Source organism: Neisseria shayeganii 871 (assembly GCF_000226875.1).
Lineage (GTDB): Bacteria > Pseudomonadota > Gammaproteobacteria > Burkholderiales > Neisseriaceae > Eikenella > Eikenella shayeganii.
In genome coordinates this window covers 1,363,200-1,388,887 of the sequence record NZ_JH164926.1, presented here as the reverse complement: position 1 = coordinate 1,388,887, position 25,688 = coordinate 1,363,200, and the positions used below count along the sequence as shown (strand labels likewise).

Here is a 25,688-nt window from a genome sequence, read left to right as displayed (position 1 = left end):
GTGGTTTCGCAGACAAGTTTGAGGCTGAGACCTTTGCAAAACCCCCATCTGCGGCGCATTTCTGCGTTGTGCGCTGCTCGCTCACTTGCCTATCTGTATGATATGTCTGCGTTCGCTGCGCTGCTACGCCTTGAACTGCATCCACATCTGGAGGTTTTGCAAAGGCCTCAGGCTACCTGAAAAACCGATGCGTGCACAAAAACGCACCATTTGTTTTCAGGTAGCCTCAAATCATTCGGTTGTCGGTCCGGGCGGCGCTTTAAGGTTCCAAACCTTCTTGCGCCAGCACGGCTTGGAGGCCGGGGTTTTGGCCCATGCGGCGGTAGAACGGAGCCAGTTGCGGCAGGCTGCTGTAATCCAGGCCGATGCGGTGGCACCAGCGCAGCAGCACATACAGATACACGTCGGCCACTGAAATGTCGTCGGCCAAATAGTCTTGCGTGGCCAATTGTTGGTCGGCCAAGGCGAGCTGGCGCAGAATCTGGCGGTGGGCGGATGCCTCCATGGCCTGTTTCACGGCTTCGTCTTGGATGTAGTCGGGGGTGTGGAACAGCGGTGAGAAGGATTTGTGCACATCGCTGTTGAGAAACACCAGCCAGCGGAAGGCGCGGGCGCGGCCTTGAGGGGTGTCGCTGCCGAACAGGCGCGCCTGCGGATGCAGCGAGTCGAGGTAGAGCACGATGGCCACGTTTTGGGTAAGGGTGAAATCGCCGTCCACCAGTAAGGGCACGGTGCCCAGCGGATTGAGCGCCAGGTAGTCGGGTTGTTTGGTGTCGTCGCCGCTCATGGCCTGGGCTTCGTAGGGTTGGCCGATCCATTCGAGGGCGGTGTGCGGCGTCATCGAGCAGGCGCCGGGCAGGTAATACAGTTTCATTAAAGTTGTCCTTGTTCAGACGGTAAAGAGGCCGAAAGGCTACCTGAAATACTCAGGCAGCCCGGTCGGCTTACAGGGTGATGCGGGCGCCGAGCAACTCGACGAACTGGCGCAGCCAGGCGGGGTGGGCGGGCCAGGCCGGAGCGGTGACCAAATGGCCGCTGGTGACGGCGTCGGTGACGGCGATGTCGGCATAGTCGCCGCCGGCGGCGCGCACGTCGGGCGCGCAGGCGGGGTAGGCCGAGCAGCGGCGGCCGCGCAATACGTCGGCGGCGGCCAACAGCTGGGCGCCGTGGCAGACGGCGGCAATCGGTTTGGCGGCGGCGTCGAATTCGCGCACGATTTCGATCACGCGCGGGTTGAGGCGCAGGTATTCGGGGGCGCGGCCGCCGGGAATCACCAGACCGGCGTAGTCGGCGCTGTTGACGGCTTCGAAATCGTGGTTGAGGCTGAAGTTGTGGCCGCGTTTTTCGCTGTAGGTTTGTTCGCCTTCGAAGTCGTGCACGGCGGTGGCCACCGTTTCGCCGGCTTTTTTGCCGGGGCAGACGGCATGCACTTCGTAGCCCAAGCCGAGCAGAAATTGGAAGGGCACCATGGTTTCGTAGTCTTCGGCGTAGTCGCCGGCCAGCAGCAGGATTTTTTTGCTCATATCGTTCTCCTTTTATCGTGATTGAGGGGGTGCCGGAGCACGGGCTTATCTTACGCTTTTTCCGGCCGCGCTTATATGACGCGGCGCAAATTTATCTGCGGCGGCTTGGTGGCGACACGCCACAGGCTACCTGAAACCGCGCCGACAGGCTTTCAGGTAGCCTGGGGCCGGAATGCGGCTTCGGGGGTAAGCGGCGGCAGCAATAAGGGGATTTTGCGCGTGCCCAAGCGCTGGTCGGCGCGGTGAAGGGTGGCGGCGTAGGCCTGCGGGTCGGGCAGGCGGACGGCTTGCACCGGCGTGAGCTGGCCGATGCGGCGGGCATAGGCGTATTGCGGGTTGGCGGCCAGCGCTTCGTCGAGACGGGCGGCCAGTTGCGGCGGCCAGGGCGTGTGCTCGGGCAGCAGCAGGCGGTAATGCGGCGGGTTGGCGGCCACGCCTTGCAGCAGCGCCTGTTCGGGCAGCCGCTTATCCACCGCCAGCAGGGCGCGGCGCACAAAGGCTTCGGTGAGTTTTTCGCCGCATAAATCGCTGGTGAGGTGGTCGCGGCCGATGAATTCGAGTTGGGGCAGGGCGCCGGAAAAACCGTGTACGGCCACGCGGTCGCCGGTGTCGTAGCGGTAGAGGCCGCCTTGGGTGGTGACGATCAGGCGGTAGTCCTGCCCGCTGTGCAGTTGGTGGGCCAGGCGGATGCTGCCGTCGGCGGCGGCAAATTCGTAGAAGTGGCTGTCCACCGCCAATAAGGGATGCGGGCTACCTGAAAAGGGCAGGCTGCTGACGGCTTCGGTGGCGAGCAGGCCTTTGCCTTGTAGGTACACATCGGGCAGCAGGGCCTGCAGTTCGGTGGCGGGTAGGGCGGCGGTGTGGCTGTTCCAGCAGCTCACGGTGTCCAGTTGCGGCCACAACAGGCGCGCATCGAAGCGGCCGCCGCGGAAGGCGTGTTGGGCGGTGCGGCGGCGGTGGGGGTCGCTCAGGCCGGCGAGCAGGCTGTCTTGTTCGGCAACTAGGGTGCGGAAAATGGCCAGCAGCAGGGTGGGGCTCCACACCGAAATCAGGCTTAGATCGGCGGCGGAGAGCAGCAGGCGGGCGCTGTGCCATTGCCATTCAGTGGCGCTGCGGGCTTGGGTGAGCTCGGCTTGGAACAGGGTTTGCGCGGCCAGCGCGGCGCCGGTTTCCTCGCCGAAGTAGGCCAGATCGCTGCCGCTGCCGATGGGCGTGCCGCCTGCGGTATGATGGCGGCTGCGGGCGGCCGGGCTGATGATGAAAAACAGGCGGCCGGCAAAAGCCTGCGGGCGGTGCTGCGCCAAATCGGCCAGCCAAGGCAGCACGCCGCGGCGGAAGGCGGCCAGGAGGCTGGCGGTGTAGGGAATCAGTTTGGCGCCGCCGGAAGAGCCGCCGGTTTCCTCAAACTGGATCACCGGCTCGGCGGTAAGCAGGCCGTTGCCGCCGGCAGCCAAGGCGTCGATGTCGGCGCGGTAGTCTTCGTAGCGGCGGATCGGCACTTGTTGGGCAAAGGCTGAATACCCCGCCATGTCGGCAAAGCCGTGTCGGCGGCCGAAGACGCTGGCGGCGTTCTGTTGCAGAATCTGTTGCAGAATCTGCTGCTGGGCGGCTTCGGGGTGGCGGGCGGCTACCTGAAAACGCTTGAGGACGGCGGCAAGCAGGGCGGTGGGCAGGGGCATGACGGCCTCGCGGCAAGAAGAAAAGCGCTATTGTCGGCATGGGCGGCGGTTTTGGCAAAGCCATTCAAGAGATACGGGAGGAAAAAATGGTACGCATCGACATCGGCACCGATTTGCCGTGCTCGGCAGAACAAGCGGCGGCGGAAGTGTGTCGGCCGCGGCTGTTGCACTATGTGGCCTGGCCGCTGGTGGTGTTCCGCCCGCGCGAACCGGCAACATGGCCCGAGCGCTGGGTGCCCGGCACTTATCGGGCGGGTCTGTATTTGGGCGGGGTGCTGCCTGTCGGCGGGCAGGCGATTGTGATTTCCTATCCGCAGCAGGCCGCCTTTGCCCTGCTCGACGACGGCCACGGCCGCCTGATCCGCCGCTGGTCGCACCTGATCACCATCGAGCCGGATGGCACGGGCGGCTGCCGTTACCGCGATAGGGTGGAGATTGCCGCCGGTTGGCTGACTTGGCCGGTGGCGCTGTTTGCCCACGTGTTTTACCGCTACCGCCAATACCGCTGGCGGTGGCTGGTGCGGCAAGGTTTCGATTACGGGCGGTTTGCTTAGGGTGAAGGCGGCTTTGGCGATATAATGCCGCCTGTTTTGCTCCGGCACCCGCCGAGGCTACCTGAAAGCACACACATGAACGAAATGAAGCACATTGCCGTGTATTGCGGCTCCAATTTGGGCGAAAACCGCGCCTATTACGAAGCGGCGCAGGCCATGGGCACGGCGATTGCCCGCCGCGGCAGCCGTTTGGTGTACGGCGGCGGCCGCATCGGCCTGATGGGCACGGTGGCCGATGCGGTGTTGGCCGCCGGCGGCGAAGTCACCGGCGTGATTCCGGTGTTTCTGCGCGAAAAAGAAATGGCGCACGACGGGCTGACCGAGCTGATCGAAACCGAAGACATGACCAGCCGCCGCCTGAAGATGATTGCGCTGGCCGATGCCTTTGTGGCCCTGCCCGGCGGCTTGGGCACCTATGAAGAATTGTTTGAAGTGCTGTCTTCCGCCCAGCTGCGCCTGCACAACAAGCCCATCGGCGTGCTCAACAGCGGCGGCTTTTTCGATCCGCTGCTGGCGCTGATGCGCCACACCGCCGAGCAGGGCTTTATGCCGCCGGCCAATGTGGGGCTGTTGTGCGTGGCCGATACCGCAGAGGGTTTATTGGCCGAAATGGCGGCCTACCGTTATCAGGAGGCGGGCAAATGGATTCAGCCGGCATGGACGCGCGAAGCGGCGGTGTAAACGGCGCGGCGATACTCGGTTTCGGCCATCTCGGCCGCCCGCTGGCCGAGGCCCTATACCAGCAAGGCTGCGCGGTGGCGGCGCTGAAACGCAGGCTGACTTCCGACGACATCTGCCTGCCGATTGCTTTGGAAGCCGCCGATCTCAACGCGCCCGAAGTGTGGACGCAGCCGTTTTGGGCAGAACATTGGGCCGGCAAAGCCACTTGGTTCTGCCTGCTGCCGCCTTCGGCGGTGGCCGATTATGCAGACGTGATCGGCCGCTGGTTGGCGCTGGCCGAGCGTTTTCAGGTAGCCCATATCGTGTACGGCGGCAGCATCAGCGTGTACGGCAGCGCGGTGCGCGATTGCGATGAAAACACGCCGCCGCAGCCCGATACCGAGTCGGCACGCAAAGTCTTGGCCGCCGAGCAGCTGATGTGGGCGAGCGCGGTGCCGAATGTGAGCCTGCTGCGTTTGGGCGGCCTGTATGCCGCCGAACGCCATCCTCTGTACAGCCTGCTGCGCCGTCAGCCCGCCCGTGCGCCGCACGCACCGGCCAATATGCTGCACCGCGACCGAGCCGTGGCCGCTTTGCTGGCCGCCGCTAGCCACAGGCCCGGAAGGCTGATCCGCAATGTGGTGGAAACCCCCCCATCCGTCCCGCCTCGATTTTTACCGCCGCGAAGCCGCCAAACTCGGCGTGGCGGCGCCGGAATTTGATATGGGCGACCACAGCAGCGGCAAAAAAGTGTATTCGCTTTGGGATGAGCCCTTAAGACGGTAACGGCTCGCAGCAGCCAATGCAAGCCGCACGGCCGGGCGGGCCGGTACACGGGTTTATTTTCAGACTTGGAGAGGGGTTATTCGTTGAACGACAGATAATGTTTGGTGTAGTTATCGGTCAATACTTCCCATACGGTGGAAGTGCCTTTGGTGATAAACCAGGAATCTCCGGCTTTGAAATGGTGGGTTTCACCGGTGCTTTCATCCGTAATGCGAACCTCTCCCTGCATAATGGTCGCTTGTTCGCTAAACGGGTAAACCAGACGGTAGCGACCTTTATCGGTGCCGAAATAACCGGCGCTGATCGGCGCCCCTGGATCGCCATAGGTGCCTTTGGCATAGGCCTTCACTTCCCCTCCCTCCAAGATTTCGCCGCCCAAAACGGTTAACGGACCAATCAAATCCAATTCTTGCAGGGTAATGCCTTTTTTCAGCGGTGTCAGACTCATTGTACATATCCTTTTTTGCTAATGATGGGTAGGCGCGCTTGCCGTATCTCGAAACAGTTTGCGCCCATGAACTGTTTCCGGATGGTAAGCACCGGTTCAAAGTTTCCGTTGCGGCGGTTGGTCAAAATCCCGCGTCTGCTGCGTCAGAAAATAATGAGCAGGCTCTCAGGCTTTTAAAGCTGGCTCTAACTGCGGCCGTGCCAATAGCCTGAGGTCTGGTGCATGATTTTGCCCAAGCTCACCAGCAGGGCACGGTAACGGTCTTTATGGGCAATCTCGGTATGGCGGATACTGCTCAACAAACGATAGCGTTCGGAGCCGCCCAAAATGCCTTCGGCCAAAATTTTGCAGATGATTTGGCTGGGCGTGACGCCGAAGCCCGAATAGCCTTGCACATAAAAAACATTGGGCTGGTTTTGCAAGGTGCCGATTTGGGGGAAAAGATTACGCGAGGCCGCCATGGGGCCGCCCCATGCCATATCGATATTCACGTCTTTCAAATACGGGAATACTTCTACCATCAATTTTTTATTCCACGCTTTCAAATCCGAGGGCATATATTCGATATAGCCGGTGGATGAGCCGAACATCAGACGGTTGTCCGGGGTTACGCGGTAATAATTGATAACCGGGCGGATGTCGCTGTAGGCGCCGCGAATCGGGCTGATGCGCTGAATCAGCGCTTCGCTTAACGGCTCGGTAACCGAGTTGAAGGCATAAACATTGATGGTACGGCCGTGAATTTCCGGTTCGATACGGTTGTTGAAACCGTCCACCGCCCAAACCAGTTTTTTGGCACGGACCATGCCTTGGGCGGTTCTGACTTCAATTCGGTCGCCATAGGTAACCTGTAATGCCGGACTGTACTCAAAAATGCGGACACCATAGATTTCCGTGAGTGCTTTGGCTTCGCCCAATAAGAGATTGAGCGAGTGCACATGGCCGCCGCCGCGGTGCAGCAAGGCTGCGTGATAAACTTCCGAGCCGATAATTTCGCCGACTTCCTTGCCTTCCAGGTAGCGGATTTCATGGGGAGAGTTCAGTGATTTGAACTCCTTCTCCCACGCTCTTAATGTTTTTGCCTGCCGCTCGTTGTAGGCCATGTAACCGTATCCGCTGTGGAAATCGGCATCAATATCGTAGCGTTTGATGCGTTCGCGCATAATCTCGGGCCCCATGTCGCTTAACGAGAAAATGGCCTTCAATCCGTCTTCGCCCACGTCGGCCTTAATGGCGTCGATATCATGCCCGATGCCGGCCATGACTTGTCCGCCATTGCGGCTGGTACCGCCGTAACCCAAGTAACGGGCTTCCAACACAACCGTGTCCGTTACGCCCTGCTCGGCTAGCTCCAAAGCCGTGTGGATACCTGAAAAGCCGCCGCCGATAATCACCACTTCTGTTTGGATATCGGTTTCCAGGGAAGGAAAGGACAGGTGGTAGCGCCGCGTGGCCGTATAATAAGTGGGTGCTTCATCAATGTGCATGGGTCTGTTTCTCCGGCGTATCTGCATGGGCGGGGTTGTCGCCACCCGGGGGCAGTAAAGGAAAAGTCATCTGCTTAACGGCAAGTCAACATATTTTGCTTAAAGAAAGCAGCCAACTCGTCGGTGGCGGTAAGCGGCAGTACGTGTGCCACGTATTGATCCGGACGCACCACCACCAAAGCGCCTTGCGGATCGATTTCGCGCAGCTCGAAAATGGAGTGTCCTTCCTCGGCGGCATAGATTTTTTCGTAATCAACCAATTGGAAGGGGCCTACCCGTGGTAGGAAAACGTCCGGAATATCCCTTATGTCAATCTCGTAATGCGGCTGCCGGTAAATTGCCTTGACATCGAATACACTGTCCAGATCAGCATCTTTCGGCGTGTATGCCAGCAATGGGGAGGCCTTATCATGCCCCAGCCATTGCGCCAATGCATGCAAACGGGTTTTATCGATATCGGCAAAAGCATAAATACGCCACCGGCCATCCGCTTTGGCATGATGACCCAAATGCGCCGGCACCGCATCGGCGATCCGCACCACCGGCGCCGACTTAAAGCGCTTGCCCACCGGAAAACCCTTGGCCAGCGCCTGATGTTCGGTACTGCCGATAATCATGGAAGGCGCGTATTCGGTCATAAAGCCTGCCGGAAACTCGGCCGTTCTCACATAGTACTCGCTGAGTTCGTCCGGGCTGTCAAACTCTTCCGGCTTTTTGGCCATCAAACTGGACCACTCTTTATCAAAGTTGATCAGGTCTTGCGCCACAATCTGCCGCTCGGCCGAATAAGTGGCCAGCAATGATTCCGGGCTGCGTCCGGTCAGCACCGATCCTAACTTCCAGCCCAAATTAAAACCGTCCTGCATGGATACATTCATGCCTTGCCCGGCTTTGGCGCTGTGTGTATGGCAGGCGTCGCCGCAAATAAACACATGCGGCAGCTGCTCCCCCTCTTTACCCGCATCCACGTCGTCAAACTTATCGGTAACCCGGTGACCCACCTCATAGACCGACCACCAGGCCACATCTTTCACCTCCAATTGGTAGGGATGGATGATGGCATTGGCTTTAGCGATGATGTCGGCCAGCGGGGTCTGGCGGACGGCATGGTTGTCGTTTTCGGCTACATCGCCCAAATCAACATACATGCGGAACAAATGTCCGCCTTCGCGGGGAATCAGCAAAATACTGCCGTTTTCATGTGACTGAATGGCACATTTTTTACGGATGTCGGGAAAATCCGTCACCGCCAAAATATCCATCACTCCCCAAGCATGCAGGGAAACGCCACCGATATGATGGCGGCCAATGGCTTGGCGGACAGCGCTGCGGGCACCGTCACAGCCCACAACGTATTTGGCCCGAACAGTGCGTTTTTCCCCTTCCCTACTTCCTGCGGTGTAGCGGATGGTCACCGACACCGGATATTCCCCTTCGCCCACCTGCAAACCCACAAATTCCACCCCATAGTCCGGTTCAATGCGGGCAGGCGAATTTTTGGCGACATCGGCGAAATAATCCAAAACCCGGGCTTGATTGACAATCAAGTGGGGAAACTCGCTGACGCCATGCTCATCATCCAGAGTACGGTGGGTGCGGACAATGTGGCCGGGATCGGTCTTGGAAGGCGCCCAAAAATTCATCTCGCAAATTCGATAAGCCTCTTGGGTAATGGCCTCGGCAAAACCGAAAGCTTGGAAAGTTTCCACGCTGCGCGCCTGAATGCCGTCTGCCTGCCCGATTTCCAAACGCCCGTTCCGTTTTTCAATGATGCGGGTCACAATGCTCGGGTATTGGGACAGCTGGGCGGCCAACAGCATGCCGGCCGGCCCGGAGCCGACAATCAACACATCCATCACATCCGGCAAATCGTCGGGGCGGTTAACGCCTGTCCCTTGCGCCGCCTGCACTCTCGGATTGGTTGAAACATAACCGTGATGATGAAATTGCATGATTCTTTTTCCTTTACACTCAATTGCAGCAAGAAGAAAGGATAATGTTTTTCTTTAAAATCAAAGATAAATACTTATCCCCATATTTTTCTGCCTCCATATTACTAATATATTTGCAAATTAGCAAGCGACGCCTTGTCCGCTCAAGCAAACCGGCAAAATGCCCATCAGCCGCTTGCATCGAGGGCTGTCGATAATGCCCCGCTGTACCCAAACCGCAGACCGGACAGCCCACCGGATCGCCAGCAGGCAATACGGCCAGAACAGCGTTGATGCCGTTTGAGATCTTGAGACCTTTGCCCAACCTCCGGATGCGGATGCAGTTCAAGGCGCAGCAGCACAGCAAGCATGATCATCGAACACTCCTGCGCGCTCCGTCCATCAGATGGGCAAGCAGGCATGTGATACCCATACCGGCATCAACACACAACACAAAATGCGCCGCAGACGGAGGGTCGAGATCTCAGGTTTGCCAATTTGCAGGATAAATACGCTCCCCGCCCCAAGCACGCATCCGCATGGTCTCGACGGCACATGTAAATTAATGTTTGCCTTTTTAGGAATATATTAGTATTATTTTCACAAGCAGCTTCTCGGCATTTGTCCAACTGTCTGTTTAAAAGACGGTTTTGTACAAATCTGCCGCTGAGGGGTGCGCACGCAAATTTGAGCGCCTTGACGGCATTCCCCTGCCGTTTTGAGCACAACGCAGCAGTCCCGGGATGCTGGCCGGAAACACCGAAGACATATATCGGCAGATACACATTCCAGAATCTGCCCCGTGCTTCGGTATCGAAACAACCCCTTATATCCCAATAACAATCATCCGCAACCTACAGAGGAATGAACCATGAGCAATGCAAATGCTGAAAACAGCAAATTCAAGCCACTATTAAAATTTGGCAGTCTGCTTGCCATCGCAGTGGGGCTGGTGGTGGGGCAAGGCCCTATTGTGTCTGTGTTGCAGGGCGTGGGCTACGGCGGCACCGACTTCATACTGGTGCTGGTGATCGGCCTGATTATCGCTCTGTGCAATGCCTCCACCTTTGCGGAACTGTCGCTGATGTTCCCCAAGGCCGGCAGCCTGAGTACTTACACAGAAATGGCCATGGGGCATTTCCCGGCCATTTTGGCCACCATGACCGGCTATATCATGCTGACCATGTTCGGCTTGTCGGCCGAAGTGATGCTGGTGGGCGAAGTGCTCAATGTCTTATTCCCCGGTGTCTTTTCGCCCACTGTGGTGGTGATTGCCGTGGTTGGCCTGTTTACCTTGCTGAATATTTTGGGTACGGATATTTTCGCCAATGTGCAAAGTTTTCTGACTTATGTGATGTTGGTGTTTTTGGCCGTAATCAGCGTGGTGGCCATCAGCCAGACGGGGGCGCCGGTGCCGCCGCCGCACACCCCGTTTGCCGATTGGGGCGCGATAGACGGCAGCATGCTGGCGCTGTTGGGTTTGGGTATGTGGGCTTATTTCGGCTTGGAATTTGTGTGCCCGCTGATTGAGGAGTCGAAAAGCCCTGCCCGCGACATTCCGCGCTCCATGTTTATCGGCGCTTTCGTGATCTTCGGCATTTATGCCTTACTGGCCTTGGGTGCCGGCACCTATATCAGCCGCGAAACCCTGACCAATTCGCCGGTACCGCATTTCGACTACTTTATCGCCGTATTCGGCGAGTCTTCGAAATGGGTGTTGGCCGTGGTGTGCTTAACCGCCAGCGGCAGCACGGTCAATACCGTGTTGGCCAGCGTATCGCGCATGCTCTACGGCATGGCGGAAAACGGCCAGGCATTGGGCGTGTTTAAAAAAATCCATCCCAAATTCAAAACGCCTTGGGTGGCCATCTTGTTTATGGGCGGCATCACCCTGTTGCCTACCTTGATTTTGGGCAGCAACGTCGAAACCATCATCACTTTACTGATTGCCGCCGCGGCAACCTGGGTACTGGCCTATGCCATCTCCCATTTGGATTTGATGATTCTGCGCAAAATTGCCCCCCATCATGCCCGCCCCTATAAAACCCCGATGTATCCCGTGCTGCAAATCTTGGGCATTGCCAGCATGATCTACCGCAACGGCGTGATCGAAGAAACCGGCGTTGCCGCAGGGGTACTGGGGCATCCGGCCAAGGGCATTGCCTGGCTGGCCAAAAAATTTGCCCCCTACGGCATCGCCCTGGAAGCCGGACAAATCCTCTTGGCCGGTTCGTTTACCCGCCCGGTGCGCATCCGCCCGAACGACACTTTCCATATCGACTACGGCCCCCTGGGCAGCATCAGCTGCCGGTTTGTTTCTGGCCGATGAGGAGTGTTGCCATGGATATGCCCATTAACCAATTCAAGCAAAAACTGTATGCCCGCCAACGTCAAATCGGCCTGTTTTTGGGATTGGGCGACGCCTATGCGGCCGAAGTGGTGGCCACCGCCGGTTTTGACTGGCTATTGATTGATGGCGAACACGGCCCCAACGATGTGCGCAGCATACGCGACCAGTTGCAAGTATTGGCCGCCTACCCGGCGCAGCAGGCCGTGGTGCGTCTGGCAGACCACAATCCGGCCACCATCAAACGGGTGCTGGATGTGGGCGCACAAACCCTGATGATTCCCATGGTGGAAACCGCCGCACAGGCCGCCGCACTGGTGCGCGCCACACGCTACCCGCCCCAAGGTATCCGAGGGGTTGGCACGGCGATGGCGCGTGCCGCCCGCTGGAATGCGGTGGCCGATTATTTCGCCCAAGCAGATGCGCAGATGTGTTTGATTGTGCAGATAGAATCGGTGTCCGGCTTGGCAAACCTGGCCGAAATTGCCACCGTGGACGGCGTGGACGCCGTTTTTATCGGCCCCTCCGATTTGGCGGCATCCATGGGGCATTTGGGCCAGCCTTCGCATCCCGATGTCCAACAAGCGGTGGCTCAGGCCATTCAAACCATCGCCCAAGCCGGCAAGGCCGCCGGCGTGTTTTCGGCAGATCCGCAAGTGGCGCAAGCCTACGAACGGCTGGGCGCCAGCTTTATGCTGGTGGGGGTGGATACCCTGCTGCTGCGCCAGGCGGCCGCTTCCTTGATGGCCAAATTCGGCGGTGCCGCCCAAAACAATATGGCGCCATACTGATTTCCAAACCTGAGATTTTTGCAAAATCCCATCTGCGGCATTTTTTCGCCGCGAAACCCGCCCGCAAAACCGAGGGCGGGTTTTCTATGCAAGCACACACGGGGGAGGTTGGTGTGCCTGCCTCCAGAGCATCTTTAGCCTGCCGGCCTGAATGATGGCTTATTTGTTGGGTTTGGTATAAGATGCCGACATGGTGTCCATCAAGCCTACCCTATACACAATCATATGGCTTTATGGACACCGCTTCTATATTGTATCGGGATGGCGAGGTCAGGCCACAAAAACGCAGCTGGGCTCATACAGCGGCAGTCAGGTTTTGTCGGCATTTGTATGATGAGCGGTTTTTGGCTTCGTCAATCCGTGATGCCATCGAGGAAAGCCATCCGCATATCGAGCAATCAGCACGGCTGCGTACATTCCTCATCCTCTGCGGAACTGCCGCAGCAGACGGAGCATTTCATCAAAAACCGCCATTATATTAGCCGCCAACAGCCCTCAGCCATGAGCCAAGAATACCGTAACCTACCCATGTTGCTATATAAGGCCCGGGAAAGCTTTATGACTCAATTTCGCCCCATACTCAATGAGTTTGGCGTGACCGAGCAGCAATGGCGTATTATCCGGGCCCTGGCCGAGCAAGGCGATTTGGAGCCGCGCCAGTTGTGCGAACAATGCCTGATTCTCAGTCCCAGCATGGCCGGCATGCTGAAGCGCATGGAAGAATTGGGCTTGATTGAAAAGATTCCGATGGCGGATCAGCGCCGCATCCGCATCCATCTGACCGATCAGGCCCGACAGCTCTATACCCGGGCAAAAGAACGTATTGCTCAGGAATACCAAAGCATTGCCGAAAAAATCGGCCAAGAACCCATAGCCCGGCTGTATCAGGCTCTGGACATCATCATTGAAGAATTAAAACCTTTTCAAAACCCCCGTACTTAGGGCGTGCCGTCACCAAGCGTTGCGGCGAGTGTTTGGTTAAAACCCGCATCTGCGGCCTTATCCCCAAGGGGACGCAGAAAATGCCCGCAAGATGCTCCATCCTGCTGCGCCGGTTTTACCGGCACAGCGTGTCAAACCGCCCTCTTCGGGTTAGCCTTGCCGCTGCAGATTTTGTCTCGGTAGTGCAGCGGACTGGCGAAGCTGAAAACCGCTTCGCAAGCATGATGACGGCACGTCCTAGAATTTATCGGTGATGGGGATTTTCTTGATCCCTTCTCTAACGCCTCTCTGTAGCCATTGTACGGAAACAGGCGGTTTTCGGAATGGAGGCCTTTGCCCGTCTGCGGCGCATTTCTGCGTTGTGCGTTTATGCCTTAGGGAATACCTATCTTCATAATGGGGTTGCACTCGCTGCGCTGCTGCGCCTTGAGATGCTTCCGCATCTGGGAATTTCATATATAAGGTCTCAGGTTGTGATTCAGAGAATAAGGAGTTGAAATGAACAAATGGTTGGCTGCCGGTGTGTCTGTTTTGGGTTTGCTGCTGGCTGCGCCTGCCGCCGCCCGGCCGCCGAGCGAAGAGTCGGTGGCGCGGCTGATGGCGGTGCAAAATATGGAGGCCAGCGTGCGCCAAATGCTGCCGGCCGTCTCCGCCGTGATGGAAGAGGAATTCCGGCGCGATTTGCAGCGCCGCGGTTATTCCGAAGCGCAGCAGAATACCTTGCGCAAAACGGTGTTTCCCTTGATTGACCAGGCGTTGCAGCGGGCGATGAGTTCGCCCCAGCTGCACAGCGAAATGAAGGCCGTCGTCCGCCAGGCACTGCGGGAAACTTATACCCAAGAGGAAGTGGACGCGTTGGTGGCTTTTTATGCCTCGCCGGCCGGGCAGTCTTTGCTGCGCAAACAGGGGCAGCTGACCACCCTCATCATGACCCGCATCCGTTCGCTGGGCGTCCGCTACACCGAAGCCGAAATGAACCGCATCCGCCCGCAAATCGAACGCGCCTGGCGGCAAGTCGATCCCGATTTCCGTGCCGAATAAAGCCGTTCAGGCTACCTGAAAGCAGACCATGTATCCGATTCTCAACCACCTGATTGCCCAAAATCCCGAAACGCGCAGCGCCTTGGCCGCCCACAGCGGCCGCCGCTTCGAGTTGGCTGCCGCCGGCTGGCGCCTGTGTGCCGTGATTTCGGAAGAAGGTTATCTGGCCGCCGCCCAAGGCGATCCCGAGGCCGTGCTGCGCTTTCGCAACAGCGCGGTGCAGAAAGTGTTGCAGGGGCAGACGCCCGGCGTGGGCGACATCGAAGTGGCGGGCGACCATGCGTTGGGCATGGCGCTGTTGCCGCTGATCGGCGGCCTGCGCTACCACGCCGCGCAAGACATCCGCCGTCTGTTCGGCGAAGCGGCCGCCGAGCAGGCGCAAACCGCCGGCCGCCAAATCCGCAGCGATTGGGTGGATGTGAAACAGGGCGTGTTCGACAGCGTCAGCGATTATGTGCGCCGCCACGACGATACCTTGGCCGTCCACCGCGACACTTTCGCGCCGTTTGCCGAGGCGGTGGAAACCCTGCGCGATGATGCCGCCCGTTTGGAAGCCCGTTTGAAACGCCTGGCGCGTTAAGCGCTTTCAGGTAGCCTCCGTTTGCCCCCTCCGCTACAATCGCCCGCTTTTTTGATGATCCGCTGCTCATGAGTAACCCGAATCTGCCGCCTCGCCGTTTGTCTGTGGCCCCCATGCTCGATTGGACCGACCGTCATTACCGCTATATGGCGCGCCAAATCAGCCGCCATACCTGGCTTTACACCGAGATGATCAATGCCGGTGCGGTGGTGTACGGCGACGAAGCCCGTTTTCTGCTGAAAGACGAATGCGAGCAGCCGGTGGCCTTGCAGTTGGGCGGCAGCGATCCGGCCTTGCTGGCGGCGGCAGCCAAAAAGGCGGCGGCTTATGCTTATGACGAAATCAATCTCAACTGCGGCTGCCCCAGCCCGCGGGTGCAGAAAGGTGCGTTCGGCGCCTGTTTGATGCAGGAGGCGGATTTGGTGGCCGATTGTTTGAATGCCATGCAGGAGGCGGCCCCCGAGTGCGCGGTCACGGTGAAGCACCGCATCGGCGTGGACAGGCAAACCGAATACCAAACCGTGGCCGACTTTGTCGGCACCCTGGCGCGGAAAACGGCCTGCCGCACCTTTATCGTGCATGCCCGCAATGCCTGGCTGGACGGCTTGTCGCCCAAGGAAAACCGCGATGTGCCGCCGCTCAAATACGAATATGTGTACCGCCTGAAGCGCGAGTTTCCCGAGTTGGAAATCATCATCAACGGCGGCATTACCGACAATGAGCAGATCGCCGCCCACCTGCAGCAGGTGGACGGCGTGATGGTGGGGCGCGAGTGTTACCACAATCCGATGATCATGCGCGATTGGGATCAGCGTTTTTACGGCAGCAGGCTACCTGAAACCACCCATGCCGAATTGGTGGACCGGCTATACCGCTATATGGCGGCGCAGATTGCCGCCGGCCGTGGCACCACGGTGCGCCACATGGCCCGCCATTATCTGGGCCTGATGCACGGTCTGAAAAACGCCCGCACGTGGCGGCGGATGCTGTCGGACGCGGCCTTACTCAAGCCGAACCGGCCGGAATTGATTTTAGAGGCATGGGCGGAGCTGGCGCCTTTCGTGGGGCAGGCAGAGCAGTAAGCGGTGCCGACGCCCGCAAAACCGTTGCCATTTCGCAACCGGCCACCGGCTTTTGCGGGGTAGCGGTCATCATTTGGTCACAATAGTGCTATGATTCAGGCGGTTTTGATACCGCTCAAAAAAACTGAATATACTGTTTCGGAGACTTTCACAATGAAAATGAACCAATCTGTTTTGGCCGCCATGATGATGGCTTTTGCCCTGAGCGCCTGCGGCGACAAAGCCGCTGACCCTGCGCCTGCTGCCAGCGAAGTAGCCGCTCCGGCTGCCAGCGAAGCGATGCCTGCTTCTGCTGCTCTGCCCGCTTCTGAAGCCGCGCCGGTTGAGCCGGCTTCTGCGCCTGCCGAAGCCGCTACCACTTCTGCCACCCCGGCAGCTTTGGATGCGACTTGCCAAGCCTACTTCGACCGCGTGGAAGCTTGCTTGGCCAAAGTGGACCAAGGCGTAGCTGCTTCTTTTGCCACCCAAAACGAAGAGCTGAAAAAATCTTTGGCTGAATCGCCTGCCGAACAACAGGCTGCTGCTTGTAAACAAGCCAACGATATGTTTGCCGAAAGCGCCAAAGCGCTGAACTGCGAATAATCCGGCCGCTTCTGCCAACCCCGCCTGCATCAGGCGGGGTTGTTTTTCTCTTTTCAGGTAGCAGAGACCTTTGCAAAACCCCCAGATGTGGATGCAGTTCAAGGCGTAGCAGCGCAGCGAACGAAGACATATCATATAGATAGGCAAGTGAGCGAGCAGCGCACAACGCAGAAATGCGCCGCAGATGGGGGTTTTGCAAAGGTCTCAGCATGGGGTTGGCAGCGCAGCGGTGCGGTATGGCTGCGGTGCTGGGGGGCAAACCTCCCCGCTTTCGGCGCTGGCCATGCTCGCTGCCCCCTGAATCCTGACTGCCATTCCGTTTGTTTGCGCTGATGAATACCTTTTTTTCCTCCTTGCAGTTCGCCCTCAATATCATGCTGCCCAATATCCTGTTGCTGTTACTGGGTTGGGGTTTGAAACGGATAGGCTACCTGAACGAAGCGTTTTGCGCCGAGGCCTCGCGCACCGTGTTTTTGGTGTCGCTGCCCTTGCTGCTGTTTCTCGGTATTCTCAACGGCGAGGCCGATTATGCCGCCCAATCCGTGCTGTTGGCGGCCGGCATCGGCAGCACCCTGATGATTTTTACTCTGGCCGAGTGGGCGGCGGCGCGTTGGGTCAAGCAGACGGCGGACAAAGGCGTCTTCGTGCAGGGCGTGTTCCGCGGCAATCTCGCCATCATCGGCCTGTCTTTGTGTGCCAATGCCTATGGCGCGGACGGCTTGGCCGTGGCGGCGGTTTACACCGGCGTGGTGACGATTCTCTACAATATTCTGGCGGTGATGACGCTCAGCCGCCATCAGGGCCAGCGGCCCAAATTGGGCGCCATGCTGCTGACCATGTTGAAAAACCCGCTGATTCTGGGCATTGCCGCCGCCATGCTGGTGCAGCAAAGCGGGATCAGTGTGCCCAAGCCTTTGTTGACCACGGCCAAGTATCTGGGCGATTTGGCGCTGCCGCTGGCTTTGCTGTGCGCGGGGGCCACGTTCAATATGAAGAGCCTGTTCGGCGCGGGTGATATTTCCCTGTGGGCCAGTGCCGGCCGTTTGCTGTTTGCGCCTGTGCTGGCGGTGGCGGTGGGTTTGGCCTTCGGCTTGCGCGGGCTGCACATGGGGGTGCTGTTTCTGATGTCGGCCACGCCGGTGGCAGCGGCCAGCTATGTGATGACCCGCGCCTTGGGCGGCAATGCCACGGCGGCGGCCAATATCCTCGGTTTCACCACCGCCGCTTCCATGCTCACCACTTCGCTGGGCATTGTGTTGATGCACCTGCTGGGCTGGATGTGAGGCCGGATTGGGGGCAAACCGCTTCTGCGCCGGCAGGCAAAGAATGCTTGCACCACGTGTTACAATGCCGCCGTTTTCTTTTCAGGTAGCCTTTTATGCAGCAATATCTCGATCTGATGCGGCATGTGCTCGATAGCGGCACCGATAAAGCCGACCGCACCGGCACCGGCACCCGCTCGGTGTTCGGCCATCAAATGCGTTTTGATTTGGCGGCAGGCTTCCCCCTGCTCACCACCAAAAAACTGCATTTGCGTTCCATCATTCACGAATTGCTGTGGTTTTTGCGCGGCGACACCAATATCGGCTACCTGAAAGCCAATAATGTGTCGATTTGGGACGAATGGGCCGACGAAAACGGCGACCTCGGCCCGGTGTACGGTTACCAATGGCGTTCCTGGCCTGCGCCCGACGGCCGCCACATCGACCAAATCGCACAAGTGGTGGCGCAGATCAAAAAAAATCCCGACAGCCGCCGCTTGCTGGTGTCGGCTTGGAATCCCGCCTTGGTGGACGAGATGGCGCTGCCGCCCTGCCACGCCCTGTTCCAGTTTTACGTGGCCGAAGGCAGGCTTTCCTGCCAGCTCTACCAACGCAGCGCCGATATTTTTCTCGGCGTGCCTTTCAATATCGCCAGCTACGCCCTGCTCACCTTGATGGTGGCGCAAGTCTGCGGTTTGCAGCCGGGCGAATTCATCCACACTTTGGGCGACGCCCACCTGTACAGCAACCACTTCGACCAAGCCCGCCTGCAGCTGGCGCGCGCGCCCCGTCCTTTGCCGAACATGCTGCTCAATCCGGCGGTGGACGATTTGTTTGCCTTCCGCTTTGAGGATTTCGAGCTGCAAGATTATGATCCGCATCCGCACATCAAAGCCGAAGTGGCGGTGTAGTGTGGCGTTTGGGTTGCAGCCGTGTAAATCCGTCCGCCTTTTCTTGCGCCACCCGCGGCTTTGCGGCATAATTACTCGCTTGTCTTTTGAAGTATAGGCACATTCCCTATACCCGCTTTCTCAAGGAAAACATCATGAAACCCAATACCCATCCCGACTACCACGATGTTCAGGTAAGCTGCTCTTGCGGCAACCAGTTCACCACCAAATCTGCCATGAGCAAAGAAGCGTTCAGCATCGAGGTGTGCTCCGAATGCCATCCTTTCTACACCGGCAAACAAAAAATCGTGGACAGTACCGGCCGCGTAGACAAATTCAATCAAAAATTCGGCAATATGTTCAAACGCTGAATCTGAGTTAAGGCTGCTGCGGCAGCCTTTTCTTATGGGCAACTGCCCCCATAATCGTTTTTTCGGCGTCTTTGCGGCCCGCATCACACACGGCGGCTGCCGGCCGCCACCTTAAACCATCATCAGAGGAAACCTCATGACCGAATATCCCCAAGTCGGCAGTCCCCTGTTTTACGGCGTGTTTTTCGTTGCCGTATTGATCATGATTGCCATCGATATGCTGACCTTGAGAAAAAGCGGCGCCCACAAGGTCAGCGCCAAGGAAGCCCTGTTTTGGAGCGCCGTTTGGGTGGCCGTCTCCTGCGCCTTTGCCGGCTGGCTGTATTTCGAGCTGGCGGGCAACCCGGCTTACGGCAAAGCGGTGGCCACCGAAAAAGTGTTGGAATACTTCACCGGCTATGTGTTGGAAAAATCGCTGGCGGTGGACAATATTTTTGTGTTCCTGATGATTTTTTCCTATTTCAAAGTGCCGCCCGAGTATCAGCACCGCGTGCTGCTGTACGGCGTGTTCGGCGCCATCGTGCTGCGTGCGCTGATGGTGGGCATCGGTGCCGTGCTGGTGCGTGAATTCAGCTGGGTACTGTATATCTTCGGCATCTTCCTCATCTTCACCGGCCTGAAAATGCTGAAGCCGGAAAAAGAAGAGGCCGCCGATTTGGGCCGCAATCCGCTCTTGCGTTGGTTGACCAGCCACATTCCGGTGAGCAAGAACTTTGATCAGGAAAAATTCTTCACCGTAGAAAACGGCAAAAAAATGGCCACCCCGCTGTTGCTGGTGTTGGTGATGATCGAGCTGAGCGACGTGGTGTTTGCGGTGGACAGCATCCCCGCCATTTTCGCCGTGACCACCGATCCCTTTATCGTGCTCACTTCCAATATTTTCGCCATTCTCGGCCTGCGCGCGATGTATTTCCTGTTGGCCGATATCGCCGACCGCTTTGTATTCCTCAAATACGGCCTGGCTTTTGTGCTGACCTTCATCGGCGTGAAGATGCTGATTGTGCATTGGGTGCACGTGCCCATCCCGGTTTCGCTCGGTGTGATTTTCGGCGCCTTGGGCTTGTCGATTCTGATTTCCCTGCTGCACAACCGCCGCAACGGTTCCACGCAACACTAAGCGCTGCGCACACGGCCGCCATCAGGCTACCTGAAGCCTTTCAGGTAGCCTGATGTGCTGCAAGCGGGGCGGCTTTCGCGTAAAATGCCGCCCGTTTTGATTACTTCCCCCACAGGATGCCCGCCCATGATCAACCCCATTTCCGCCCTGTCTCCGTTGGACGGCCGTTACGGCAAATCCGTTGAAGCCTTGCGCCCGATTTTCTCCGAATACGGCCTGATGAGGGCCCGGGTCAAAGTGGAGCTCAGCTGGCTGAAAGCCTTGGCCGCCGAAGAGCACATCCGCGAAGTGCCGGCTTTCAGCGATTTCACCCTCAACGAAATCGACCAAGTGATTGCCGATTTCTCTCTGGATGATGCCGCCGCCGTGAAAGCCATCGAAGCCACCACCAACCACGACGTGAAAGCCATCGAGTATTGGCTGAAAGAGCGTTTCAACGGCGTGCCGGAAGTGTTGGCCGTGAGCGAATTCATCCATTTCGCCTGCACCAGCGAAGACATCAACAACCTCTCCCACGCCCTGATGCTCAAGCAGGCGCGCGACGAAGTGCTGTTGCCCAAATTGCGCGAAGTGGCCGACAAACTGCGCGACATGGCGCACCATCTGGCTGCGGTGCCGATGATGAGCCGCACCCACGGCCAGCCCGCCACCCCCACCACTCTGGGCAAAGAAATCGCCAATGTATTGGCCCGCCTCAACCGCCAAATCGGCCTGCTGGAAAAACAGGAATTCTTGGGCAAAATCAACGGTGCGGTGGGCAATTACAACGCACACATGGTGGCCTATCCCGATGTGGACTGGGAGGCGCACTGCCGCTATTTCGTCGAATTGGACTTGGGGCTGACCTTCAACCCCTACACCATCCAAATCGAGCCGCACGACTACATGGCCGAATTTTTCCAAACCCTCAGCCGCATCAACACCATTCTGATCGACTTCAACCGCGACGTGTGGGGCTATATTTCCTTGGGCTATTTCAAACAGAAAGTGAAAGCCGGCGAAGTGGGCTCGTCCACCATGCCGCACAAAGTGAACCCCATCGACTTTGAAAACTCCGAAGGCAATCTGGGCATGGCCAACGCCGTGTTGGGCTTTTTGGCGGAAAAACTGCCGGTATCCCGCTGGCAGCGCGATCTTACCGACAGCACCGTGCTGCGCAATATGGGCGTGGGCACGGGCTACACCCTGCTCGGCTTGGTGGCCCACCTGCGCGGCCTGAACAAACTGGAAGCCAACCCCGCCGCCCTGGCTGCCGACTTGGACGCCACTTGGGAATTGCTGGCCGAACCCATCCAAACCGTGATGCGCCGTTACGGCGTGGCCAACCCCTACGAAAAACTGAAAGACCTCACCCGCGGCAAAGACGGCATCACGCCGGAGGAATTGAAAGTATTTGTGGAGGCGCTGGAGATTCCGGCGGAAGCAAAAGCCGAACTGCTGAAGCTGAGCCCTGCTGCTTATGTGGGTAAGGCCGAGGCTTTGGCCAAGCGCATTTAAACCCTGCCGCAAATGGATACAGGCTACCTGAAAGCGTTTCAGGTAGCCTTTGGTTTTGCCTGGGCCGCCGCTTGTCAAGCGCAGCGGTGTGCCGATGTTGCACAAATGCCGAGGGCGGGGCAATCGGCCTCAATCATCGGGCCGCTTTTGGTACAATATGAGCGTAGTTAAGCGTTTCCGACATCCCCTCAGTACGCAAGGATATTTTGATGACTTCCCACAACCCTGCAGTCGGTATGAAAGGCGTCAATTTTGTGGCGGCGGCCGTTTTGCTCGCCATTTCGGCCTATTTTGTTTATTGGGGACTGGGCTACACCCATTACAACCATCCGATTCTGTTCGTGCTGGCCGCCTTTCTCGGCATTTTCATGGCCTTCAACATCGGCGGCAACGATGTGGCCAACTCTTTCGGCACTTCGGTGGGCGCCGGTACGCTCACCATTCCGCAGGCTTTGGCGATTGCCGCCCTGTTTGAAGTGAGCGGGGCGGTGTTGGCGGGCGGCGAGGTTACCTCCACCATCCGCAGCGGCATTGTCGATTTGGGCGGTTTGGATATCCGGCCGCTGCAGTTTGTCTACATCATGATGGCGGCATTGGCGGCGGCGGCTTTTTGGTTGCTGTTTGCCACCCGCAAAGGTTGGCCGGTGTCCACCACCCACGCCATCATCGGCGGTATTGTGGGCGGTTCGCTGGTATTGGGTTTCCAGATCGGCGGCCCGGAGGGCGGTTTGAGTCTGGTGAAGTGGAGCAAAATCGGCGAAATCGCCATTTCTTGGGTGCTGTCGCCCCTGCTCGGCGGCCTGACCTCTTATCTGATTTTCAAATGCATCAAAAAATACATTCTCGGTTATAACGAAGCCGCCGAAATGCAGATTCGCGCTTTGCGCCAGCAGAGAACGGACTACAAAAAAAGCCACAAAACGCTGTTCGACCAAATGACCGAGGTGCAGCAGCTGGCCTATACCGCCGCCATGGTGCGCGATGCCCAGATTTACAATGAGGGCAATTACCGCGTGGAAGATTTGGAGTCCGATTATTACCGCGAGCTGCACCAAATCGAGCGGCGCAAACATGAAGTGGCCGCTTTCCGCGCCTTGCAGGTGTGGGTGCCGGTGGTGGGCGCGGTGGGCGGCATGATGATTGCGGCCATGCTGTTGTTTAAAGGTTTGAAACACCTCAACCTCGGGCTGACCGATACCCACAACGTCCTCATCATGGGCATGGTGGGCGCGGCGATTTGGATGGCGACTTTCGCTTATGCCCGCCAGCTGAAATCGGGCGACAGCACCGACCGCGCCACTTTCATCATGTTCAGCTGGCTGCAAGTGTTCACCGCCTGCGGCTTCGCCTTCAGCCACGGCTCCAACGACATCGCTAATGCCATCGGCCCGTTTGCCGCCATCATGGACGTGTTGCGCAGCGGCGAGGTGGGCAGCAAGGCGGCGATTCCGCCGATTGCCATGCTCACATTCGGCGTGGCCTTGATTGTGGGTTTGTGGTTTATCGGCAAAGAAGTGATTGCCACGGTGGGCGAAAATCTGGCGAAGATGCACCCCTCCTCCGGTTTTACCGCCGAGCTGGCGGCCGCCACCATTGTGATGCTGGCCTCTGCCTTGGGCTTACCGGTATCCAGTACCCATATCTTGGTGGGCGCGGTGCTCGGCATCGGTTTGGTGAACAAAAACGCCAACTGGGAATTGATGAAACCGATTGCGCTGGCTTGGGTGATTACCGTGCCGGCAGCCGCCACGCTGGCGGCGGTGAGTTTCCTGCTGTTCAACGGCATTTTCGGTTGAACGGATGTTTTCAAGAGGCTACCTGAAAACCTTTCAGGTAGCCTGATTGTTTTGATTGGAATGGTTGCGCCATGAATATTGCTTTTGAACTGTGGGTGGTTTTTATTTTGGCGGCTGCCGTGCTGAACGGCCTGCTGGTGTGGTTGTGGCTGCGCGGCCGCTTCCAGGCCGACCGCCACCGGCTGCAATTGGCTAACACCGCCCTGCAGGAAAACCTGCAGGCGGCGCTGCAACGGCAGCAGGACAGCGAAACCGCCCGCCGGGCGGCAGAGGAGCGGCTGGCCGAATGGCAGCAGCGCTGCCACGGCGAGCAGGGCCGTGCCGCAGCGGCGGCGGAAGCGGCGCGCCAATGGGAAGCGCGGGCGGAGCGGAGCGAACGCAGCCGGCAGGAGGAAGCGCAAGAGTATGCTGCATTACAGCAGGAGCTGGCCGATCTGCGCCTGCGCCACGAGCGGCTGTGCACCCAAATCGAGCAGGAGCGGCTGGCGCAAGACGAGAAACTGTCCCTGCTGGGCGAAGCGCGGCAAAGCCTGAGCAGCCAGTTCCAACAGTTGGCCAACGAGATTTTGGAAGAGAAAAGCCGCCGTTTCAGCGAGCAAAACCGCGAGCAGCTCGGCCTGCTGCTGGACCCCTTAAACGAGCGCATCAGCGGTTTCAGTCAGCTGGTGCAGAACACTTATGAAAAAGAAGCCAAGGAGCGGCTGACGCTGGAAAACGAGCTTAAGCGCCTGCAGCAGCTCAACCACCAGCTGCACGACGACGCCCAGGCGCTGACTCAGGCTTTGGTGGGCAGCCGCAACAAAAGCCAGGGCAACTGGGGCGAGATGATTTTGGAGAAAGTGCTGGAAAGTTCGGGCTTGGTGAAAGGGCGCGAATACAGCGTACAGAGCGGCGGCCGCCAAACCGACGACGAAGGCCGCACCCGCTATCTGCAGCCCGATGTCTTGGTGCACCTGCCGGAAAACAAACAGCTCATCATCGACGCCAAAGTGTCGCTCACCGCCTATGTGCGCTACACCCAAGCGCAGACGGCGGAAGAGGCTGAAGCCGCGCTGGCGGCCCATTTGGCTTCCGTGCGCCAACACATCAAAACCCTGTCGGCCAAATCGTACAGCGACATCGAAGGGCTGACCTCGCTGGATTTCGTGTTTATGTTCGTGCCGGTGGAGCCGGCTTATCTGTTGGCATTGCAGCATGATCCCGAGCTGTTTCAGGAGTGCTTCGACAAGCGCATCATGCTCACCGGCCCCGGTACGCTGTTGGCCACGCTGCGCACGGTGGCCAATTTGTGGCGCAACGAATACCAAAATCAAAACGCGCTGAAAATCGCCGAAGAAGGCGGGCGGCTGTACGACAAATTCGTCGGCTTTGTCAGCACGCTGGAAGGGGTGGGCAAAAATCTGGAACAGGCGCAAAGCTATTACCAGCAAGCCTTCAAGCAGCTGTCGGCAGGGCGCGGCAATTTGGTGAACCGGGCGCAGAAGCTCTACCAACTCGGGGTGAAAGCCGGCAAACAGCTGGATCGCGGCTTGGCCGAGCAGGCGGAGGGGGAAGCCGAGGCGCTGCCCGGGCTACCTGAACAGGATCAGGCGGCAGGAGAAACGCCGGACAAGGCGAATTCCACTGCCGACAAAGCATGAATTTCTGCGCTGTCGAATAAGGGCAGCACACAGTCTTCGGCCTGCAACAGCAGGCCGATTTCCGTACAGCCCAAGATCACGCCTTGCGCGCCTTGTGCCTGCAGGCCGGCAATGATGTCGAGATAGCGGGTTTTGGAGCGGGATTCGATGTGCCCCAGGCAGAGTTCGTCAAAAATAATGCGGTGGACGGCATCTTGCTCCTCAGGCGTCGGCACCAGGGTGGCAATGCCCAAGCGCTGCATCCGTTCGCGGTAAAAGCCGTCGCTCATGGTGAAGCGGGTGCCGAGCAGGGCCACGGTGTCCAAGCCTTGCGCCCGAATGGCGGCGGCGGTGGCGTCCACCACATGCAGCAGCGGTATCGAAACCGCGGCTTCGATTGCGGGTGCCACTTTGTGCATGGTATTGGTGGCCAGCACCAAGACTTCGGCGCCGCAGGCGGCCAGGCGGCGGGCGCTGTCGGCCAATATCGCGCCCGCTGCTGCCCAATCGCCGGCTTTTTGCAAAGCGACAATGCGCTCGAAATCGACGCTGTGCATCACGATGTCGGCGCTGTGGTTGCCGCCGAGGCGGGCATTCACGCTGCGGTTGATGATTTGGTAATACAGTACCGTGCTTTCGGGGCTCATGCCGCCGATGATGCCGATGGTTTTCATGGCTTTTTCCTCGTGAATGGCGGGACTAG

26 protein-coding genes and 1 pseudogene are annotated in these 25,688 nt (G+C 58.5%); 18 read left to right on the top strand and 9 right to left on the bottom strand.

Annotated features, from left to right (window positions below):
• Nucleotides 1–180, top strand: a complete 180-nt coding sequence (locus HMPREF9371_RS13420; RefSeq protein WP_232203081.1) for a lipoprotein signal peptidase — start codon at nucleotides 1–3, stop codon at nucleotides 178–180.
• 79 nt (nucleotides 181–259) lie between these two features.
• Here HMPREF9371_RS13420 and HMPREF9371_RS06410 read toward each other — a convergent pair whose 3' ends face one another.
• The 3 genes from HMPREF9371_RS06410 to HMPREF9371_RS06400 all read right to left on the bottom strand — a co-directional run bounded on the left by HMPREF9371_RS06410 (nucleotide 260) and on the right by HMPREF9371_RS06400 (nucleotide 3,202).
• Nucleotides 260–874, bottom strand: a complete 615-nt coding sequence (locus HMPREF9371_RS06410) for a glutathione S-transferase family protein (RefSeq protein ID WP_009119181.1) — start codon at nucleotides 872–874, stop codon at nucleotides 260–262.
• Between the two features lie 70 nt (nucleotides 875–944).
• Complete coding sequence (locus HMPREF9371_RS06405; protein ID WP_009119180.1) at nucleotides 945–1,523, bottom strand: DJ-1/PfpI family protein; 579 nt, start codon at nucleotides 1,521–1,523, stop codon at nucleotides 945–947.
• Between the two features lie 152 nt (nucleotides 1,524–1,675).
• On the bottom strand, nucleotides 1,676–3,202 hold the full coding sequence (locus HMPREF9371_RS06400) for a GH3 family acyl-acid amido synthetase (protein ID WP_009119179.1): 1,527 nt from the start codon (nucleotides 3,200–3,202) through the stop codon (nucleotides 1,676–1,678).
• 38 nt (nucleotides 3,203–3,240) lie between these two features.
• Between HMPREF9371_RS06400 and HMPREF9371_RS06395 the strand changes: the two genes are divergently transcribed.
• From HMPREF9371_RS06395 to HMPREF9371_RS06385, 3 genes are all read left to right on the top strand, one after another.
• Nucleotides 3,241–3,756, top strand: coding sequence for a hypothetical protein (locus HMPREF9371_RS06395; RefSeq protein ID WP_009119178.1), 516 nt, complete (start codon nucleotides 3,241–3,243; stop codon nucleotides 3,754–3,756).
• 84 nt (nucleotides 3,757–3,840) lie between these two features.
• On the top strand, nucleotides 3,841–4,437 hold the full coding sequence (locus HMPREF9371_RS06390; RefSeq protein ID WP_040660904.1) for an LOG family protein: 597 nt from the start codon (nucleotides 3,841–3,843) through the stop codon (nucleotides 4,435–4,437).
• Nucleotides 4,398–5,138 carry a Rossmann-fold NAD(P)-binding domain-containing protein gene (locus HMPREF9371_RS06385; RefSeq protein ID WP_332247803.1) on the top strand — a complete coding sequence of 247 codons (741 nt, stop codon included), beginning with the start codon at nucleotides 4,398–4,400 and terminating at the stop codon, nucleotides 5,136–5,138. The genes HMPREF9371_RS06390 and HMPREF9371_RS06385 overlap by 40 nt, the downstream gene beginning before the upstream one ends.
• Nucleotides 5,139–5,278: 140 nt before the next feature.
• Here HMPREF9371_RS06385 and HMPREF9371_RS06380 read toward each other — a convergent pair whose 3' ends face one another.
• The 4 genes from HMPREF9371_RS06380 to HMPREF9371_RS12530 form a co-directional block, all read right to left on the bottom strand.
• Nucleotides 5,279–5,650, bottom strand: a complete 372-nt coding sequence (locus HMPREF9371_RS06380) for a cupin domain-containing protein (RefSeq protein ID WP_009119175.1) — start codon at nucleotides 5,648–5,650, stop codon at nucleotides 5,279–5,281.
• A 185-nt stretch (nucleotides 5,651–5,835) separates the two neighbouring features.
• On the bottom strand, nucleotides 5,836–7,137 hold the full coding sequence (locus HMPREF9371_RS06375) for an NAD(P)/FAD-dependent oxidoreductase (protein WP_009119173.1): 1,302 nt from the start codon (nucleotides 7,135–7,137) through the stop codon (nucleotides 5,836–5,838).
• A 74-nt stretch (nucleotides 7,138–7,211) separates the two neighbouring features.
• Nucleotides 7,212–9,089: an FAD-binding monooxygenase gene (locus tag HMPREF9371_RS06370; protein ID WP_009119172.1), complete on the bottom strand. Its 1,878-nt coding sequence runs from the start codon at nucleotides 9,087–9,089 to the stop codon at nucleotides 7,212–7,214.
• A gap of 19 nt (nucleotides 9,090–9,108) precedes the next feature.
• Nucleotides 9,109–9,417: a hypothetical protein gene (locus HMPREF9371_RS12530; protein WP_156787000.1), complete on the bottom strand. Its 309-nt coding sequence runs from the start codon at nucleotides 9,415–9,417 to the stop codon at nucleotides 9,109–9,111.
• A 522-nt stretch (nucleotides 9,418–9,939) separates the two neighbouring features.
• Between HMPREF9371_RS12530 and HMPREF9371_RS06365 the strand changes: the two genes are divergently transcribed.
• The 7 genes from HMPREF9371_RS06365 (at nucleotide 9,940) to HMPREF9371_RS12750 (ending at nucleotide 16,433) form a co-directional block, all read left to right on the top strand.
• Nucleotides 9,940–11,397 (top strand): amino acid permease, encoded by a 1,458-nt coding sequence (locus tag HMPREF9371_RS06365; RefSeq protein ID WP_009119170.1) that lies wholly within the window; start codon nucleotides 9,940–9,942, stop codon nucleotides 11,395–11,397.
• 11 nt (nucleotides 11,398–11,408) lie between these two features.
• Nucleotides 11,409–12,206 (top strand): aldolase/citrate lyase family protein, encoded by a 798-nt coding sequence (locus tag HMPREF9371_RS06360; RefSeq protein WP_040660293.1) that lies wholly within the window; start codon nucleotides 11,409–11,411, stop codon nucleotides 12,204–12,206.
• 330 nt (nucleotides 12,207–12,536) lie between these two features.
• Nucleotides 12,537–13,148 carry a homoprotocatechuate degradation operon regulator HpaR gene (hpaR, locus tag HMPREF9371_RS06355; protein WP_198003617.1) on the top strand — a complete coding sequence of 204 codons (612 nt, stop codon included), beginning with the start codon at nucleotides 12,537–12,539 and terminating at the stop codon, nucleotides 13,146–13,148.
• Between the two features lie 498 nt (nucleotides 13,149–13,646).
• Nucleotides 13,647–14,189 (top strand): DUF2059 domain-containing protein, encoded by a 543-nt coding sequence (locus HMPREF9371_RS06350; protein ID WP_009119167.1) that lies wholly within the window; start codon nucleotides 13,647–13,649, stop codon nucleotides 14,187–14,189.
• Between the two features lie 28 nt (nucleotides 14,190–14,217).
• A complete protein-coding gene (locus HMPREF9371_RS06345) occupies nucleotides 14,218–14,769 on the top strand; it encodes a ubiquinone biosynthesis accessory factor UbiJ (protein ID WP_009119166.1) in 552 nt (183 codons plus the stop codon).
• 68 nt (nucleotides 14,770–14,837) lie between these two features.
• Entirely contained in the window at nucleotides 14,838–15,851 is a 1,014-nt protein-coding gene (gene dusA / locus HMPREF9371_RS06340) for a tRNA dihydrouridine(20/20a) synthase DusA (RefSeq protein ID WP_009119165.1), read from the top strand.
• Nucleotides 15,852–16,010: 159 nt separating this feature from the next.
• Nucleotides 16,011–16,433 carry a DUF5339 domain-containing protein gene (locus HMPREF9371_RS12750; protein ID WP_198003616.1) on the top strand — a complete coding sequence of 141 codons (423 nt, stop codon included), beginning with the start codon at nucleotides 16,011–16,013 and terminating at the stop codon, nucleotides 16,431–16,433.
• A gap of 64 nt (nucleotides 16,434–16,497) precedes the next feature.
• Here HMPREF9371_RS12750 and HMPREF9371_RS13410 read toward each other — a convergent pair.
• Nucleotides 16,498–16,644: pseudogene (locus HMPREF9371_RS13410) on the bottom strand (lipoprotein signal peptidase); the annotation flags it as partial.
• Nucleotides 16,645–16,765: 121 nt separating this feature from the next.
• Between HMPREF9371_RS13410 and HMPREF9371_RS06330 the strand changes: the two are divergent.
• The 7 genes from HMPREF9371_RS06330 to HMPREF9371_RS06300 all read left to right on the top strand — a co-directional run bounded on the left by HMPREF9371_RS06330 (nucleotide 16,766) and on the right by HMPREF9371_RS06300 (nucleotide 25,006).
• The gene (locus HMPREF9371_RS06330; RefSeq protein ID WP_040660289.1) at nucleotides 16,766–17,716 is read left to right on the top strand and encodes an AEC family transporter; all 951 of its coding nucleotides are present in this window, start codon (nucleotides 16,766–16,768) and stop codon (nucleotides 17,714–17,716) included.
• A gap of 95 nt (nucleotides 17,717–17,811) precedes the next feature.
• Nucleotides 17,812–18,606: a thymidylate synthase gene (locus HMPREF9371_RS06325; RefSeq protein WP_009119162.1), complete on the top strand. Its 795-nt coding sequence runs from the start codon at nucleotides 17,812–17,814 to the stop codon at nucleotides 18,604–18,606.
• Nucleotides 18,607–18,740: 134 nt separating this feature from the next.
• Nucleotides 18,741–18,956 carry a 50S ribosomal protein L31 gene (gene rpmE / locus HMPREF9371_RS06320; RefSeq protein ID WP_009119161.1) on the top strand — a complete coding sequence of 72 codons (216 nt, stop codon included), beginning with the start codon at nucleotides 18,741–18,743 and terminating at the stop codon, nucleotides 18,954–18,956.
• 136 nt (nucleotides 18,957–19,092) lie between these two features.
• Nucleotides 19,093–20,073, top strand: a complete 981-nt coding sequence (locus HMPREF9371_RS06315) for a TerC family protein (protein WP_009119159.1) — start codon at nucleotides 19,093–19,095, stop codon at nucleotides 20,071–20,073.
• A gap of 126 nt (nucleotides 20,074–20,199) precedes the next feature.
• Nucleotides 20,200–21,570: an adenylosuccinate lyase gene (purB, locus tag HMPREF9371_RS06310; protein ID WP_009119158.1), complete on the top strand. Its 1,371-nt coding sequence runs from the start codon at nucleotides 20,200–20,202 to the stop codon at nucleotides 21,568–21,570.
• 209 nt (nucleotides 21,571–21,779) lie between these two features.
• Complete coding sequence (locus HMPREF9371_RS06305) at nucleotides 21,780–23,366, top strand: inorganic phosphate transporter (protein ID WP_040660287.1); 1,587 nt, start codon at nucleotides 21,780–21,782, stop codon at nucleotides 23,364–23,366.
• 71 nt (nucleotides 23,367–23,437) lie between these two features.
• A complete protein-coding gene (locus tag HMPREF9371_RS06300; RefSeq protein ID WP_009119155.1) occupies nucleotides 23,438–25,006 on the top strand; it encodes a DNA recombination protein RmuC in 1,569 nt (522 codons plus the stop codon).
• Here HMPREF9371_RS06300 and HMPREF9371_RS06295 read toward each other — a convergent pair.
• Nucleotides 24,952–25,659 carry an aspartate/glutamate racemase family protein gene (locus tag HMPREF9371_RS06295; protein ID WP_040660285.1) on the bottom strand — a complete coding sequence of 236 codons (708 nt, stop codon included), beginning with the start codon at nucleotides 25,657–25,659 and terminating at the stop codon, nucleotides 24,952–24,954. The genes HMPREF9371_RS06300 and HMPREF9371_RS06295 overlap by 55 nt on opposite strands.
• Between the last annotated feature and the right edge of the window lie 29 nt (nucleotides 25,660–25,688).